Below are 14,604 nucleotides of genomic sequence, written 5' to 3' on the forward strand. Positions count from 1 at the left end.
TGCTTGCGGTTAACACTGATGGCGCTATATCCGCGCCTCTTCCGGGATCAACATTAGCCGAAATTCCGGCATCGGTACTGCCTCCCCTGTTGGGCAGTCTCGAAGCGCGACTCTCTGGGTCGTGTCAAAGGGGGTCGCGCCGAGGCGTCCGGGCCTAGCGGCCTGGACGCCTCGTTTGTGGTTAGCCGGCATCCTTGAAGCCGACGCCAACGCTGGCGCGCGGCTGTTCCATTTCCGTGCTGGTGACCGGGTAGGCGCAGTAGTCGGCGGCGTAGAATGCCGCCGGACGATGGTTGCCCGACAGGCCGATGCCGCCGAATGGCGCAGCGCTGGAAGCACCGTTGGTCGGGCGGTTCCAGTTGACGATGCCTGCGCGGATATTCGCCCAGAAGCGGTTGTACTGCTGCGGCGAGCCACCGATCAGCGAGGCCGAAAGGCCGAAACGCGTGTTGTTCGCCTCGGCAATGGCCTGGTCGAAGTCGTCGACCTTGATGATTTGCAGGATCGGTCCGAACAGCTCCACGTCGGGGCGTTCCTTCATCGCGGTCGTGTCGATGATGGCAGGCGAAAGGAAGGGCAGGTCTTCCTGCGGGCGACGCAGGTGCGAGATCGCCTTGCCGCCGTTGGACAGCAGGTAGAGGAAGCTCTCGGTCAGCTGGTCTGCCGTGTTCACGTCGATCACCGGACCCATGAACGGCTGCGGCTCGTCGAACGGCGCGCCAACGATGATCCGGCTGGCGAGTTTCTTCACCGTTTCCACCGCCTCGTCGTACATCGAGCTTTTCACGATCAGTCGGCGCGCGGCGGTGCAACGCTGTCCGGCGGTGGTGAAGGCCGACTGGATGATCAGCGTCGCCGCGTCGGACATTTTCGGGGTGTCCCACAGCACGATAGGATTGTTGCCACCCATTTCCAGCGCGACGATCTTGCCCGGATTGGTGGCGAGCTTCTTGTTGATGGCGATGCCCACCTGGGCGGAGCCGGTGAACAGCACGCCGTCGACACCCGAATGTGCCACCAGCGCCTTGCCCTCTTCCGGGCCGCCGATCAGGCACTGCACCAGTGCCGAGGGAATTCCGGCCCGGTTGAAATAGGTCAGCAGCCGCTCACCCACCGCCGGGGTCTTTTCCGAAGGCTTGAGGATGATGGCATTGCCCGCGATCAGCGCGGGTACGATGTGGCCGTTGGGCAGGTGCGCCGGGAAGTTGTACGGCCCCAGCACGGCCATCACGCCATGCGGCTTGTGGCGCAGCGCGGCAGTGCCCTGCAGCGCGCTGTCGAGCTTGCGCTGACCGGTCCGCTCCGCGTAGGCGCTCACCGAGATTTCCACCTTGGCGATGACCGCTTCCACCTCGGTGCGGGCTTCCCACAGGGGCTTGCCCGTCTCGCGCGCGATCAGTTCGGCGAAGTCGTCCTGGTCCTTGCGCACTTCGTTGGCGAAGCGGCGCACCAGTTCGATGCGCTTGGCCAGCGGTTCCGCCGCCCAGGCCGGCCAGGCACGGCGTGCCCGATCGACGAGATCGTCGACGTCGCCATGCTTGCCCCGCCACAGCTCGGCGTTGGTCGCAGGTTCATAGGAAACGAGTTCTCGGGTGTCGGACAAGGCGCAGCGCCCTTTGGTTGAATCTGAAACTGGATCGGCCCTTAGAGAAACTAAGCCGCAGGCGCAAAGCCGCGGTTAAGCTCTAGGGTTAAGACGGTCACCATGCCTGTTTGCGAATGCTTTGGCTTCAATCAGTTACATGTCCCGACGCGCCGACCCGTCACCGCATAATTCATTGTCATCGGTCCCATGCCCATGTCTCCGCGCATGGCCATGGTCATGTCGTAGGTGGTGTCGGTGTAGGTCCCGTCCATGGTCATGGTCATCGTGCCTTCCTCGGTATTGCACTGCGCCACGGCGTGCAGCGTGCCCCCCGACATGTCGAACTCCGAATACTGGCAATCGCCATTGGTCTCGCGGAACAGGTTCTCCGGCGCATTCTGGATCTGGTCGGCGGTGACGCAGGTGGTGCTGGTGAAGGTGCGATCGCCCAGCATCTGGCGCACCATGCCGGCGGTCTCCGCCGGGATGCTGTCGGGCAGTTCGATGTCGACCATCCGGCTGGTCGCTTCCCAGTTGCCCGGTTCGATGGCGGCGGCCGACGCCGCGATGCCAAGGGCGGCGATACCGATCACGATCTTGCGCATGGATTTCCCTCCAAGGTCCTGAAACGCTGGAGGCAACCTATCAACTATTCGGCGACTTGGCACCCCGGTGCCGGCGGAGGCTCTCCCAAGGCTTCGCCCATGCGCCGCACGCGGGCGATCTTGTCCGCCAAGGGCTGCCAGTCGTCGCGCTCGTCGATGGCGGACCACAGCGTCTCGACTTCGTCGATCAGCATGGATTCCGGTTGGCCGTCGGACCAGTAGTCGTGCGTGCTGTCGAGCTCGCGATAACCCTGCAGGGCGTCTGCCAGCGCACCCTCTGCCGCGCGGCCGCCGCGATGGCGGTAGAAGAATTCGTCGGGGCCGATGCGTCCTTCGCGCATGGCGACTTCGGCGGCGTTGATGACGGCGGCGTCCTGCTCCAGCCCGCGCGCCTCGATGCCGAGTCGCCAGCAGAAACGCCGCGCCATGGCCTGGTGATAGAGCAGGCCGAAACGTTCGAGCGCGGCCACCAGCGGTTCGGCCTCCACCAGCGGGCGCAGGGCGATGGCGAACTGGCCGAGGTTCCAGCGGATCGCCTCGGGCTGGCGACCGAAGGCATAGAGGCCGGTCTGGTCGAAATAGGCGGCGGTGAAGCCCGGCTCCCACGCCGGCAGCCAGCGCCACGGGCCATAGTCGAAGCTTTCCCCCGTCACGTTCATGTTGTCGGTGTTGAGCACCCCGTGGACGAAGCCTGCCACCATGTAGCTGGCGGCAAGGTCGGCCAGCCGCTCGGTGACCTGGTGCATCAGCTGCACGGCCGGTTCGTCACGGCCCGGTGCGTCCTCCGGCGGCGGCGGGCCGGGATAGGTGGCGAGGCAATAGTCGACGAGGCGGGCGAGGTGGTCGTTCTCCTCGAAGGCCATCAGTCGCTGGAAACTGCCGACGCGGATATGTCCGTGCGACAGGCGCACCATCACCGCCGAGCGGGTGGGCGAGGGCTCGTCGCCGCGCTCCAGCGCCTCGCCCGTCTCGATGATGGAGAAGGTCTTGGAAGTATTCGTGCCCAGCGCCTCCAGCATCTCGGTGGCGAGGATCTCGCGCACGCCGCCCTTCAGCGTCAGTCGCCCGTCGGCCGTGCGTGAATAGGGCGTGGTGCCGCTGCCCTTGGTGCCAAGGTCCAGCAGGCGGCCATCGCCATCGCGCAGCTGGGCGAACAGAAACCCGCGCCCGTCGCCGATTTCCGGATTGTACACGCGGAACTGGTGGCCATGGTAGCGCAGGGCCAGCGGTTGCGGCAGGTTGCCGGGCAAAGGCTCGAACCGGGCGAAATGGCGCACCCACTCCTCGTCGGAGAGCGAATCCAGCCCTACCGCCTTGTCCCACCGGCTGTTGCGGAAGCGCAAGTTGGCCTGCGGAAAGTCCGCCGCCTGCACCGGATCGGCAAGGAAATCCGCGACCTGCTCGATAGCGGTGTCGGGGTCGTATTCGTGAGGTTGCGGTTCGCTGCGCATGCTTCCATTAGTGGAGCTTCACCTGGCCCGCCGCAAGGCAGGGCGAATCCAAGAGGACCGGACTTGAGCGACACCGCCTATACGGACGGCAGCTGGGAAAGCAGCGACGGGCTGAAATTGCACTATCGCGATTACCCGGGACGCGCGGATCGCCCGGCGATCCTGTGCATCCCCGGCCTGACCCGCAATGCCCGCGATTTCGAGCCGGTGGCCGATGCCTTCGCTGGCGAGTGGCGCGTGATCTGTGCGGAACTGCGCGGCCGCGGCGACAGCGATTATGCCAAGGACCCGGCCAGCTATACGCCGAAGACCTATGTCGAGGACATCACCGCGCTGCTGGAGCAGGCGAAGCTCGACAAGGTGGTGCTGCTGGGCACCTCGCTGGGCGGGATCATCACCATGCTGCTGGCGACCATCCATGGCGAGCGGCTGGCGGGCGCGATCATCAACGATATCGGCCCGGAGATCGAGGAACTGGGACTGGAGCGGATCAAGGACTACGTCGGCCAGGGCCGCAGCTATCCCACCTGGATGCACGCCGCCTGGGCGCTGAAGGACAGCTCCAGCTACATCTATCCCGATTTCCAGACGGCGGACTGGCTCAAGCTGGCCAAGCGCCTGATGTGCGTGGGGGGCAACGGCCGCATCACGCTGGATTACGACATGAAGATCGCCGAGCCCTTCGATTCCGAGGAAGACGCCGGCGAGATCGATCTGTGGCCGGCCTGGCGTGCGCTGGCGGGCCGCCCGGTGCTGGCGCTGCGCGGCGAGCTGTCGGACATCCTCTCGGCCGAGACCTTCGCGCGGATGGCCAAGGAGGTCGAAGGGCTGGACGCCGTTACCGTGCCGGGCGTGGGCCACGTGCCGACGCTGGAAGAGCCGGTGGCGCAGGAAGCCATCGCGCGGCTGCTGTCGAGGGTGGCATGAGCAAGACGCCGAAGATCCTGCACCTGCACTCCACCTTCGATGCCGGGGGCAAGGAGCTGCGCAATGTCCGCCTGATCAACGAATGGGGCCGGGAGGTGGACCACGCCATCGTCTCCGGCGATCTCGAAAAGCGCGGCGCGGCGAAGCTGCTGGGCAACAAGGCGCGGGTGAGCTGGCCCAAGTTCCCCGCCCTGCAGGGGCGCCCGACACCCGGCCGCCTGTCTGCCTTGGCCAAGGCGATGGCGGGGTATGACCTTATCTGCACCTACAACTGGGGGGCGATCGACGCGGTGATGGCGCACACCGTCTTCGCCGATGCCTTCAAGCTGCCGCCGCTGGTGCATCACGAGGACGGCTTCAACGAGGACGAGGCCAAGCGCCTGAAGAAGCGCCGCAACTGGTATCGCAAGATCGCACTGGGGCGCACGGCGGCGCTGGTGGTGCCTTCCGCCAAGCTGGAGGACATCGCCCTCAACGTGTGGAGCCAGCCGCGCACCCGCGTGCGGCGTATCCCGAACGGCATCGACACTCGCGCCTTCGCCGCGCCGCCCAAGCGCGACCTGCTGCCTGGCCTGGTCAAGCACAAGGACGAGTTCTGGGTCGGCACGCTGGCGGGCCTGCGCCCAGTCAAGCAGCTCGACGTGCTGGTACGCGCGATGGACCGCATGCCGGCCGAATGGCAGCTGGTGATCGTGGGCGAGGGGCCGGAACGCGAGGAACTGCTGGCCGAGGCCGAACGCTGGGGCGTGGAGGACCGCGTGCACCTGCCCGGCTTCGTGGCCGAGCCGCAGAAGCTGATCGGCCTGTTCGACATCTTCGCGCTCTCCAGCCGCTCCGAACAGTTCCCGATCTCGGTGGTGGAGGCGATGGCGGCGGGCCTGCCGATAGTCGCACCGCGCGTGGGCGACATCGGCACTATGGTTTCCAGCGACAACGGCCCCGCGCTGGTCGATCCGATTACCGGCAAGGATGAGGAAAAGGCCTTCGCCAGGTCGCTCGCGCGGCTGGCCGACGATCCGGTCACCCGCAAGCGCATGGGGCAGGCCAATCGTCAGAAGGCGCGCGAGGAGTTCGACGAACGCAAGATGATCGAACGCTACCGGGCGCTCTACTGGGGGCTGATGCAGAAATACCCGAAATCGGAGTAGATCCGCGCGGAAACAGGCTTAAGCGGCCATTCACCCGCACGGGGACAGGCTCGCCTCTTCGATTGAAAAGCCCGCCCCATCCGTTAAAGAGCGCGGCTCAACCGTTCATTCCAGCAGATCGACGCATAGTGGCCAGACAACCGACTCCTTCGAACAGCCCCGACAAGCCCGCTCCGGCGCAGAAGCTCGATGCAGAGCAGGAAATGCTCATGCGCGAGGTGGACGAGGCCGTCCGCCAGGACGAGGTCGGCGATTTCGCAAAGAAATACGGCTGGCCGCTGGGCATTGCCTTCGCGCTGGGCATCGCGGCCTTCGGCGGCATCCTGTTCTGGCAGGATCGCAGCGAGGGCGAGCTGGAGGCACAGTCCGAACAGCTGATCCAGGCGATCGACGAACTGGAAGCGGGCAACCGCGAGATCGCCGACGGCGAACTGGCCATGCTGGCAGAAGGCGAGGGCGGCGTTGCCACCATGGCCGCCATGCTGCGCGCCGGCATTGCTATCGAGGACGAACGCCCCGCCGACGCCGTGGCCATCTACGATCGCATTTCCGGCAATGCCGACCTGCCTGCCGAACTGCGCGACATTGCCACGATCCGCGGCGTTTCCGTGCAGTACGACGAGATGCAGCCGCAGGACGTGGTGGCGCGCGTCGGGCCGATCGCCGTGCCGGACAGTCCCTATTACGGCAGCGCCGCCGAACTGGTGGCCAACGCCTACATCGACCAAGGTCAGGAAGACCAGGCCGGTGCCCTGCTGGTGGAACTGGCGGGCAACGATGATGTCCCGGCATCCATCCGCGACCGTGCCCGCCGCCTGGCCGGCATGCTTGGATTTGACGCCATCGAGGATGTCGATGCGACCCTGGCGGAAATCACCGGAGAGGAAGCACCTGCTGTCCAGCTGGTGAACTGAGAGCGAGAATAATGACGATGATGAAGTATCTTGCCGCTCCCGTACTCGCCCTGGCTCTGGCCGGGTGCAGCGGCGGCCTGTTCGGCGGCGGCGGCGACGATGAGGACGACACGCCGACCGTAGGCCAGCGCATTCCCATCCTGTCGCGCATCGCGACCGAGATTACCGCGGATCCCGATCTTGCCAACACGGCGGTGATCCTGCCCCCGGCACAGACCAACACCACCTGGAGCCAGGCTGGCGGCAACGCCGCCAAGGTGGCCGGCCATGTCACGCTGTCGACTGCGCCCAGCCGCGCCTGGACCGCCAGCATCGCCGGTACGACGAATACCCGCCGCCTGGCCGCCGCACCGGTGGTGGGCGAGGGCATGCTGTTCGCGGTCGATACCGCGGCCGTGATCCATGCTTTCGACGCGGAGACCGGTGCACGTCGCTGGACGCACCGCATCCGCGTGTCGGGCGACCTGGAGGATGCGACCTTCGGTGGCGGCGCCACCTACGACAACGGGCGCGTCTATGCCACCAACGGCGTGGGCGATGTGGTCGCGTTGAATGCCAGCGACGGCACCGAGATCTGGCGCGTGAAGCCGGCCGGTCCGCTGCGCGGTTCGCCGACTGTCGCCTTCAACGACGTGTTCGTCATGACGCAGGACAACCAGATCTTTGCGCTGAGCGCAGAGGACGGCGAAATCGTGTGGCAGCGTGCTGCCGCCTCCGGCCAGTCCGGCGTGTTCGGCGTGGCGGCACCCGCCGCCGGGCAGGGCACGGTGATCGCCGGCTTCTCCAGCGGCGAGCTGGTGGCCTATCGTTACGAGAACGGGCGCGAACTGTGGTCGGACGCACTGGCGCGTACCTCGATCTCGACGCAGGTCGGCACGCTGACCGACGTCGACGCCGATCCGATTATCGACCAGGGCCGCGTCTACGCGCTGGGCCAGGGCGGCCGCATGGCAGCCTATGAACTGCTGACCGGTACGCGCATCTGGGAACTGACGCTGGCGGGCATTTCCACCCCCACGGTGATCGGCGAATGGGTGTTCACCCTGACCGACGAAGCGCAGATGCTGGCCATCCAGCGTAACACCGGCCGCATCCGCTGGCTCACCCAGCTGGAACGCTGGCGCGATCCGGACGATCGCGAAGGCCCGGTGTTCTGGACCGGTCCGGTGCTGGCCAGCGGTCGCCTGTGGGTCGCCAGCAGCCGCGGCAATGTCCGCTCGCTGGACGTGATGACCGGCGAGGCAGCCGACTTCACTCGCCTCGACGACGGCGTTTCGTTGCCGCCCATAGTGGCCAACAACACGCTGTATATCCTCGACGATAGCGGCAAGATTCACGCCTACCGCTAACTGTTCCGAAGCGGGACAGGCCGTTCGGGCGTTACCCGCCCCTTAACCCTTCGCGCCTAGGACGGGCGCGATGGATAGGCATGGCAAAACTGCGTCGCGACCGCCTGTTAGCGACGTCTCTCCGTGGGTGGGCTTCGTTGGCCTGTTCACGCTGCTGTCCTGCGTCCTCGTCGCCCGCAACTGGCCGGATATCTGCGCCTTCATGGGCTGGCCGAACGAGCGCGGCCGCCTGTCCGGCCCCAATGCCGCGCTGGCGACGATGATTCTTACCGGCCTCGCCATGGCGGCATGGTCGGTGATCGTGGAGAAGGTGCATCGCAATCCCTCCACCGGGATCGACTGGAGCCGCCGGCGTGCGGTGTCCGAAGTGCTCGACATTTCCATCACCAAGCTCGCCGGGCTGTGGGCGACGTGGTTCATCATCGGCGCGCTCTACATCCTGTGCCGCTGGTACTGGGAGGGGAACTACCTCTTCGCCATGCAGGTGATCGGCTGGGCGGCGATCCCGATGTTCGTCCTTTCCATCCCCTATGTGATCTGGATCGACCGGGTGATGGTGAACCCCAAGGACCATTGCTGGCACTTCGGCGCCATGCTGGTGGGGCGCGAGGCCTGGGACGGCGAGCAGGTGAAGAAGCACTGGCGGGCCTGGATCATCAAGGGCTTCTTCTCCGCCTTCATGATCGGCATCCTCCCGCCCGGCTTCGCCGCCGTGGTGGAGACCGATGCCTCCGTCATCCTGAACGACCCGGTGCGCCTCGGCGTGCTGCTGTTCGAACTGCTGTTCGTGATCGACGTACAGATCGGCACGGTCGGCTACCTGCTGACGCTACGCCCGCTCGATGCGCATATCCGCAGCGGCAACCCCTTCCTTGCCGGCTGGCTGGCGGCGCTGCTGTGCTACCCGCCCTTCGTCTATGGCATCATGGGCAATGGCGGGGTGATCCAGTACGAATACAACACCGCCGACTGGGCTTTCTGGCTGGCCGATACCGGACCGCTGCTGTGGCTTTGGGCGGCCTGGCTGGTGTTCCTCACCGCGATCTACGCCTGGGCGACGGTGGCCTTCGGCATCCGCTTTTCCAACCTCACCTATCGCGGTGTCATCACCAACGGGCCATACCGCTACACCCGCCACCCTGCCTACCTCTCCAAGAACGCCTTCTGGTGGTTCTGCTACATGCCCTTCCTGGTCACCTCGGACTCGCTGCTGGACGCGGTGCGCAATTCCATCTTCCTGGGCGTAGTGAGCGCCATCTACTACTGGCGCGCGCGCACGGAAGAGGCGCATCTGCTGGCCGAAGACCCGAAATACCGCGAATATTACGACTGGATGGAAGAGAACGGCGTGATCACGGCCCGCCTGTCGCGCCTGTTCCGCCGCCTGAACCCGCGCAAGGGCCAGCCGGTGCCGCAGCCGGCCGAATAGGCCCTAGGCCCCCGAATTGCCGACCACGAAGCAGGCCGCTGCCACCAGCGCGCCGGCAAAGCGGTTGGAGCGAAAGCGGGCGAGCGGGTTTTCCGCATTGTCGGTTTCCAGCGTCGCCACCTGCCAGCCGAGGTGCAGCGCGGCGGGCAGCAGCGCGAGGAGCGCCAGCCAGTCGCCCCGCAGCAGCCAGAAGGCGAGGCCCCACAGGCCGATGGCAGCGGAGTAGAAGGCGGCGACGCCGCTCTTCACCTTGCCGCCCAGCCGCAGGGCGGAGGACTTGATGCCTACCAGCGCATCGTCCTCGCGGTCCTGCAGGGCGTAGATCGTATCGTACCCCATGCACCAGAAGAAGGCCCCGGCGTAGAGCGCCAGCATCACCGGCAGCGGCTCCGTGCGCATGGCCATCCAGCCGACCGGCGCGCCCCAGGTGAAGACGAGGCCGAGCCAGGCCTGCGGCCACCAGGTGATGCGCTTCATGAACGGGTAGGCCGCGACCAGCGCCAGGCTGCCCAGTGCCACCAGCTGCGCCTGCCAGCGCAGTTGCAGCAGCACGACCAGCCCCACCGCGCACAAGGCCAGCAGCCATGCCCAGGCCGCCTTCAGGCTCACCCGCCCGCTGGCAACGGGACGGCTGGCGGTGCGCGCCACGCTCTTGTCGAGGTCCCGGTCGACGATGTCGTTGTAGACGCAGCCGGCGGAGCGCATGGCGATGGCGCCCAGCAGCAGCCACAGCACCAGTTGCCATTGCACCCCGGCGCCCGTCAGCCAGACGCCCCATGCGCAGGGCCAGAACAACAGCCACCAGCCGATCGGCCGGTCGAACCGCGCCAGCAGCGCATAGTCGCGAAACGGCTGCGGCAGGCGCTCTGCCAGCGACTTGTGCTCGCTGTCCGGGGTAACGGTATCGGCTGTCATGACTTGCCTGTTAGCTGCGCTTGGCCCTAGTGCCTAGCCATGCCCGCAACGCCCGCCTGGCCGCCCAAATCCGCCCCGCGCCTGTTCGTCGAGCAGGAACTGTCGCAAGACGCGCAGCTCTCGCTCTCCGGCCCGCAGGCGCATTACCTCGCCCGCGTGATGCGCGTGGGTGAAGGCGACGTGGTGATCCTGTGCGACGACGTGACCGGCGAATGGGCCAGCGAAGTCGTCGCCGCCGGCAAGCGCGACGTCACCCTGGGGGTGGTGGAGCAACTGCGTCCGCGCGAGCAGGTGCCCGATTTCTGGCTCTGCCCCGCGCTGCTGAAGAAAGACCGCTTCGACCTGGTGCTGGAGAAGGCGACCGAGCTTGGCGTCGCCGAAATCCACCCGGTCGTCACCCGCCGCTGCGTCGCCGACAAGCTCAACCCCGAGCGCGCCCGCACCATTGTTACCGAAGCGGCCGAGCAATGCGCCCGCACCGCGCTGCCTCGCCTCGCCGAGCCGCAAAAGCTCGACGCGCTGCTGCGCGACTGGCCCGAAGACCGCCTGTTGTTCTTCGCGGACGAGGACGGCGGCGATCCGGCCAGCGATGCCTTTGCCTTCACCAAGTATCCGGAACGCGGGGAAGGGCAGCACAAGGCGGCGCTGCTGGTCGGCCCCGAAGGCGGATTCGACGATGCCGAGCGCGAGGCAATCCGGGCGCTGGAACAGGCCCGGCCGATCTCGCTCGGCCCCCGCATCCTGCGCGGAGAAACCGCCGCCATCGCCGCCACGGCCCTGTGGATGGGCCTTGCCGGCGACTGGTCCGACGGCTGAAGCGCTTGTCGGATAAAGTCAAAATGCCAGTGGCCAATCGGCTTTAATCCGCTAAGGGCGTTTTCCCATGAGTACGCGCAAGGCCAGCGACACGCCCGAACCGCGGATCGAGAGCCGCGACCAGCTGGTCGCGCCGATGCAACGTGGCGAGAAGCCGGTGGAGCGCTGGCGCATCGGTACCGAGCACGAAAAGCTCGTCTACAAGCTCGATGACCACCGCGCCCCGTCCTATGACGAGCCGGGCGGCATTCGCGACATCCTCCATGCCATGCAGCGCTTCGGCTGGGAGCCGGTGCTGGAGAACGGCCAGACCATCGCCATGTCCGGCGCGGACGGCACGATCAGCCTCGAACCGGCGGGCCAGCTGGAACTGTCGGGCGCGGCGCTGGAAACGCTGCACCAGACCTGCGCCGAAACCGGCCGCCATCTCGACCAGGTAAAGACCGTGGGCAAGGAATGCGGTGTCGGCTTCCTCGGTCTCGGCATGTGGCCGGACAAGACCCGCGAAGAACTGCCGGTCATGCCCAAGCAGCGCTACGAGATCATGATGCGGCACATGCCGCGCGTCGGCACGCTCGGCCTCGACATGATGCTGCGCACCTGCACCATCCAGGTGAACCTGGACTATTCGTCCGAAACCGACATGGCGCAGAAGTTCCGCACGGGCCTGGCGCTGCAACCGCTCGCCACCGCGCTGTTCGCCAATTCGCCGTTCACCGAGGGCAAGCCCAACGGCTTCCTCTCCTATCGCAGCCACATCTGGTCGGACACCGATCCGCACCGCACCGGCATGCTGCCCTTCGTCTTCGACGAGGGCTTCGGCTACGAACACTATGTCGACTACATGCTCGATGTGCCGATGTACTTCGTCTACCGCGACGGGACATACATCGACGCTGCCGGCCTCAGCTTCCGCGACTTCCTGAAGGGCGAGCTATCCGTGCTGCCGGGCGAACTGCCGACCGAGGCGGACTGGCAGGACCACCTTTCCACCGCCTTCCCCGAAGTACGCCTGAAGAGCTTCCTGGAGATGCGCGGCGCCGATGGCGGCCCGTGGAACCGCATCTGCGCGCTGCCCGCTCTGTGGGTGGGCCTGCTCTACGATCAGTCCGCGCTCGATGCCGCGTGGGACCTGGTGAAGGACTGGTCGATGGAAGAGCGCGAGGAACTGCGCATGGCGGTTCCGAAGCTGGCGCTGGATGCGCCGGTGCCGGGCGGCCGCACGATGCGCGAGTTTGCCGCCGAGGTTCTCGATATCGCCCATGCCGGCCTGGTCGCCCGCGACCGGCGCAATTCCATGGGCGACAACGAGAGCGGCTTCCTCAACCCGCTGCGCGAGATCGTCGACAGCGGCAAGGTGCCCGCCCAGCGCCTGCTCGACCTCTATCACGGCGAGTGGGGCGGGGACATCTCGCGGGTCTACGAACACAGCTTCTGAGGCCCCTGCGGCAGTGCGGCGCGAGGGTGCGTTTGCGCAGGCTCGCGCTTTGCGCGCGGCTGGCGGCGAGCGAACATCGGTTCTTGCGGAACGAACTCAAGCATAGCTGACCACCTCGAACTCGATCCCGTCCCAATCGAAGAAGTAGAAGCGTCGGCCCGGCTCGTAGTCGTCGTGGCCGAAGGGTTCGAGGCCGGCGCTGGCGACCACCGCTTCGGCAGCATCCAGATCGTCCACCAGCAGCCCGACATGGTTGAGCGGCATACCCTTGCGCTGCCCTTGGTGATCGCCGCCATCGGTGTACAGCGCGAGGTAGGTGTTCTCCTCCCCGACATGGATGGTGTGGCCGCCGTTCTGGGCCGGTCCCTGCCAGCGAATGCCCCAGCCGAGCAGCTTCTCGAACAGCGCGGCAGAGCGCGCCGGGTTGCTGACCGTCAGGTTGACGTGTTCGATCTTTCCTTGAGCCATGATGTCATATTCCTCATTCAAATCATTGTTTAGCAATGATTGTGAGGCACCTTCGCAAGCACGCTTCGAATCACTGCTTGCATCTCTATGCAACCTCAAGCTAAGTTGAGGTCAAGCATTTGTGGAAAAAATTTCGGCAGCTGCAAACAGGGGGTCGCATGCCGCAAGCCAGCTTCATCACTATTGGGCAATTGTCCAAACGCACCGGCGTCGCCGTGTCGGCGCTGCGCTTTTACGAGGAAAAGGGCCTGCTCCACCCGCTGCGATCGGGCGGCAACCAGCGGCGCTTCCTGCGCAGCGACATTCGCCGCGTCAGCTTCATCCTGATCGCGCAGAAGCTGGGCCTGGGCCTCGCCGAGATCGAGGAACAGCTCGCCAAGCTGCCCGAAGGCCGCAACCCGACGCTGGCCGACTGGCAGAAGATCAGCCGCGCCATGCGCGACCAGATCGACGACAAGATCCGCCTGCTCAACCGCACCCGCAACCAGCTCGACCAGTGCATCGGCTGCGGCTGCCTGAGCCTGCAGAAATGCCAGCTCTACAACAAGGACGACCAGCTCGGCCTGAAAGGGCCGGGGCCGCGGGCGGTGCTGGATTGAGAAGGCGGCTGTCAGTGTAGGAAACGTAATCGCCACCGAAACGGAATTTTCTTCGCAGACCACGACCTTGCAATTTTTTTACATTGTGCTATATAGACATTGCCTAACGTCGCCTGCGACGGATTTAGATTTACGCCGCGAAGGCGACCGATCTTCCCTTTCATGCTGCACGGCTCTGCCACGGGATACGCCCTTGCGCAGACGATTTTCTGCATGCGGGGATCCGATTTGGCGAAAGAAGAGCTCATGACGTTGGAAGGCGAGATCAACGAGGTCCTGCCTGATGGACGCTTCGGCGTCACTCTCGACAATGGGCATCAGATCATCGCCTACACGGCGGGGAAGATGCGGCGATACCGCATCCGTTCCGTCGCCGGAGACCGCGTGCATGTCGAAATGACGCCTTACGATCTGACCAAGGGTCGGATCGTATTCCGCGAGCGAACTCCCGGGCAAGGTCCCGGCGGTGCTCGCAAGCGCGGTTTTCGGCGCTGACACATAATGAACAGGGCAGCCAGTGAGCTGCCGACAAGGATATAATGAATCATACGTTTTCGGGCGCCAGCAAGCGCCATTTCACACGCCCCGGCATTGGTCAGGGCAATCGCGGGCAGATCGATAGCAAATCGGACCTGCCCGGAATTCTCTCGACTTTGGAACTGCGACGACTTGTCGCGGCGATGGTCGATTGAGCGTCAAACAGACAAGCGGCCATGCTCACGGCATTCCCGCAGCAGGCCGGAGAATAATCATGGACCTCAACAAGGAATATGCCGCGCATCAGCAGGCGCTGATGCATGCAGAACTGGCGCGTGACGATTCAGATCGCCGCGCCAGTCTTGCCCAAGCTTCCGTCATCGCCAAGCGCATCGGCGCGTTCCAGCAAAGCCTGGGCGCCGCTGCTGCCTGCGCGTGGAGCGCATCGCAGTTGCACGCAGACGCACGGACCTGACAAGAGGG

Annotated in this window: 16 protein-coding genes; 11 read left to right on the forward strand and 5 right to left on the reverse strand. The window is 65.6% G+C overall.

From position 1 onward, the window contains the following. Positions 1-181: 181 nt before the first annotated feature. The 3 genes from astD to OZN62_RS13160 all read right to left on the reverse strand — a co-directional run bounded on the left by astD (position 182) and on the right by OZN62_RS13160 (position 3,641). The gene (gene astD / locus OZN62_RS13150; protein WP_269100328.1) at positions 182-1,603 is read right to left on the reverse strand and encodes a succinylglutamate-semialdehyde dehydrogenase; all 1,422 of its coding nucleotides are present in this window, start codon (positions 1,601-1,603) and stop codon (positions 182-184) included. Positions 1,604-1,734: 131 nt separating this feature from the next. After that, complete coding sequence (locus tag OZN62_RS13155; protein WP_269100329.1) at positions 1,735-2,190, reverse strand: DUF3617 domain-containing protein; 456 nt, start codon at positions 2,188-2,190, stop codon at positions 1,735-1,737. A gap of 44 nt (positions 2,191-2,234) precedes the next feature. After that, positions 2,235-3,641 carry a protein adenylyltransferase SelO family protein gene (locus OZN62_RS13160; RefSeq protein ID WP_269100330.1) on the reverse strand — a complete coding sequence of 469 codons (1,407 nt, stop codon included), beginning with the start codon at positions 3,639-3,641 and terminating at the stop codon, positions 2,235-2,237. A 63-nt stretch (positions 3,642-3,704) separates the two neighbouring features. Here OZN62_RS13160 and OZN62_RS13165 point away from each other — a divergent pair, with 63 nt between their 5' ends. The 5 genes from OZN62_RS13165 (at position 3,705) to OZN62_RS13185 (ending at position 9,408) form a co-directional block, all read left to right on the forward strand. Further along, entirely contained in the window at positions 3,705-4,568 is an 864-nt protein-coding gene (locus OZN62_RS13165) for an alpha/beta fold hydrolase (protein ID WP_269100331.1), read from the forward strand. Continuing rightward, positions 4,565-5,716, forward strand: a complete 1,152-nt coding sequence (locus tag OZN62_RS13170) for a glycosyltransferase family 4 protein (protein ID WP_269100332.1) — start codon at positions 4,565-4,567, stop codon at positions 5,714-5,716. The genes OZN62_RS13165 and OZN62_RS13170 overlap by 4 nt, the downstream gene beginning before the upstream one ends. 128 nt (positions 5,717-5,844) lie before the next feature. Continuing rightward, on the forward strand, positions 5,845-6,630 hold the full coding sequence (locus tag OZN62_RS13175) for a tetratricopeptide repeat protein (RefSeq protein WP_269100333.1): 786 nt from the start codon (positions 5,845-5,847) through the stop codon (positions 6,628-6,630). 11 nt (positions 6,631-6,641) lie between these two features. Continuing rightward, positions 6,642-7,979, forward strand: a complete 1,338-nt coding sequence (locus tag OZN62_RS13180) for a PQQ-like beta-propeller repeat protein (protein WP_269100334.1) — start codon at positions 6,642-6,644, stop codon at positions 7,977-7,979. A 70-nt stretch (positions 7,980-8,049) separates the two neighbouring features. Continuing rightward, a complete protein-coding gene (locus OZN62_RS13185; RefSeq protein WP_269100335.1) occupies positions 8,050-9,408 on the forward strand; it encodes a methyltransferase family protein in 1,359 nt (452 codons plus the stop codon). A 3-nt stretch (positions 9,409-9,411) separates the two neighbouring features. Here OZN62_RS13185 and ubiA read toward each other — a convergent pair whose 3' ends face one another. Further along, positions 9,412-10,323 (reverse strand): 4-hydroxybenzoate octaprenyltransferase, encoded by a 912-nt coding sequence (gene ubiA / locus OZN62_RS13190; RefSeq protein WP_269100336.1) that lies wholly within the window; start codon positions 10,321-10,323, stop codon positions 9,412-9,414. A gap of 39 nt (positions 10,324-10,362) precedes the next feature. On the opposite strand from ubiA, the gene OZN62_RS13195 reads away from it, so the two are divergent. Together OZN62_RS13195 and OZN62_RS13200 are read left to right on the forward strand one after the other, a co-directional pair. Continuing rightward, positions 10,363-11,139: a 16S rRNA (uracil(1498)-N(3))-methyltransferase gene (locus OZN62_RS13195; RefSeq protein WP_269100339.1), complete on the forward strand. Its 777-nt coding sequence runs from the start codon at positions 10,363-10,365 to the stop codon at positions 11,137-11,139. A gap of 67 nt (positions 11,140-11,206) precedes the next feature. Then, entirely contained in the window at positions 11,207-12,577 is a 1,371-nt protein-coding gene (locus tag OZN62_RS13200) for a glutamate--cysteine ligase (protein ID WP_269100340.1), read from the forward strand. Between the two features lie 96 nt (positions 12,578-12,673). Here the strand turns inward: OZN62_RS13200 and OZN62_RS13205 are convergent, their stop codons facing one another. Next, positions 12,674-13,045 (reverse strand): VOC family protein, encoded by a 372-nt coding sequence (locus tag OZN62_RS13205; RefSeq protein ID WP_269100341.1) that lies wholly within the window; start codon positions 13,043-13,045, stop codon positions 12,674-12,676. A 158-nt stretch (positions 13,046-13,203) separates the two neighbouring features. On the opposite strand from OZN62_RS13205, the gene soxR reads away from it, so the two are divergent. The 4 genes from soxR to OZN62_RS13225 all read left to right on the forward strand — a co-directional run bounded on the left by soxR (position 13,204) and on the right by OZN62_RS13225 (position 14,596). Beyond that, positions 13,204-13,644 carry a redox-sensitive transcriptional activator SoxR gene (gene soxR, locus OZN62_RS13210; protein WP_269100342.1) on the forward strand — a complete coding sequence of 147 codons (441 nt, stop codon included), beginning with the start codon at positions 13,204-13,206 and terminating at the stop codon, positions 13,642-13,644. A gap of 228 nt (positions 13,645-13,872) precedes the next feature. Further along, positions 13,873-14,139: a translation initiation factor IF-1 gene (infA, locus tag OZN62_RS13215; RefSeq protein WP_269102187.1), complete on the forward strand. Its 267-nt coding sequence runs from the start codon at positions 13,873-13,875 to the stop codon at positions 14,137-14,139. Positions 14,140-14,183: 44 nt separating this feature from the next. Further along, positions 14,184-14,336 (forward strand): hypothetical protein, encoded by a 153-nt coding sequence (locus OZN62_RS13220; RefSeq protein WP_269100343.1) that lies wholly within the window; start codon positions 14,184-14,186, stop codon positions 14,334-14,336. 59 nt (positions 14,337-14,395) lie between these two features. Next, a complete protein-coding gene (locus OZN62_RS13225; RefSeq protein WP_269100345.1) occupies positions 14,396-14,596 on the forward strand; it encodes a hypothetical protein in 201 nt (66 codons plus the stop codon). Positions 14,597-14,604: the final 8 nt, after the last annotated feature.

The organism is Aurantiacibacter sp. MUD11, from assembly GCF_026967575.1.
Classification (GTDB): Bacteria; Pseudomonadota; Alphaproteobacteria; order Sphingomonadales; family Sphingomonadaceae; genus Alteraurantiacibacter.

What these genes read in the sequence shown, in the direction of transcription:
- soxR (WP_269100342.1), top strand. Translation starts at nt 13,204, where the DNA reads ATGCCGCAAGCCAGCTTCATCACTATTGGGCAATTGTCCAAACGCACC.
- OZN62_RS13170 (WP_269100332.1), top strand. Translation starts at nt 4,565, where the DNA reads ATGAGCAAGACGCCGAAGATCCTGCACCTGCACTCCACCTTCGATGCC.
- ubiA (WP_269100336.1), bottom strand. Translation starts at nt 10,323, where the DNA reads ATGACAGCCGATACCGTTACCCCGGACAGCGAGCACAAGTCGCTGGCA.
- OZN62_RS13185 (WP_269100335.1), top strand. Translation starts at nt 8,050, where the DNA reads ATGGATAGGCATGGCAAAACTGCGTCGCGACCGCCTGTTAGCGACGTC.
- OZN62_RS13155 (WP_269100329.1), bottom strand. Translation starts at nt 2,190, where the DNA reads ATGCGCAAGATCGTGATCGGTATCGCCGCCCTTGGCATCGCGGCGTCG.
- OZN62_RS13180 (WP_269100334.1), top strand. Translation starts at nt 6,642, where the DNA reads ATGACGATGATGAAGTATCTTGCCGCTCCCGTACTCGCCCTGGCTCTG.
- OZN62_RS13220 (WP_269100343.1), top strand. Translation starts at nt 14,184, where the DNA reads ATGAATCATACGTTTTCGGGCGCCAGCAAGCGCCATTTCACACGCCCC.
- OZN62_RS13205 (WP_269100341.1), bottom strand. Translation starts at nt 13,045, where the DNA reads ATGGCTCAAGGAAAGATCGAACACGTCAACCTGACGGTCAGCAACCCG.
- OZN62_RS13195 (WP_269100339.1), top strand. Translation starts at nt 10,363, where the DNA reads ATGCCCGCAACGCCCGCCTGGCCGCCCAAATCCGCCCCGCGCCTGTTC.
- OZN62_RS13200 (WP_269100340.1), top strand. Translation starts at nt 11,207, where the DNA reads ATGAGTACGCGCAAGGCCAGCGACACGCCCGAACCGCGGATCGAGAGC.
- OZN62_RS13160 (WP_269100330.1), bottom strand. Translation starts at nt 3,641, where the DNA reads ATGCGCAGCGAACCGCAACCTCACGAATACGACCCCGACACCGCTATC.
- OZN62_RS13225 (WP_269100345.1), top strand. Translation starts at nt 14,396, where the DNA reads ATGGACCTCAACAAGGAATATGCCGCGCATCAGCAGGCGCTGATGCAT.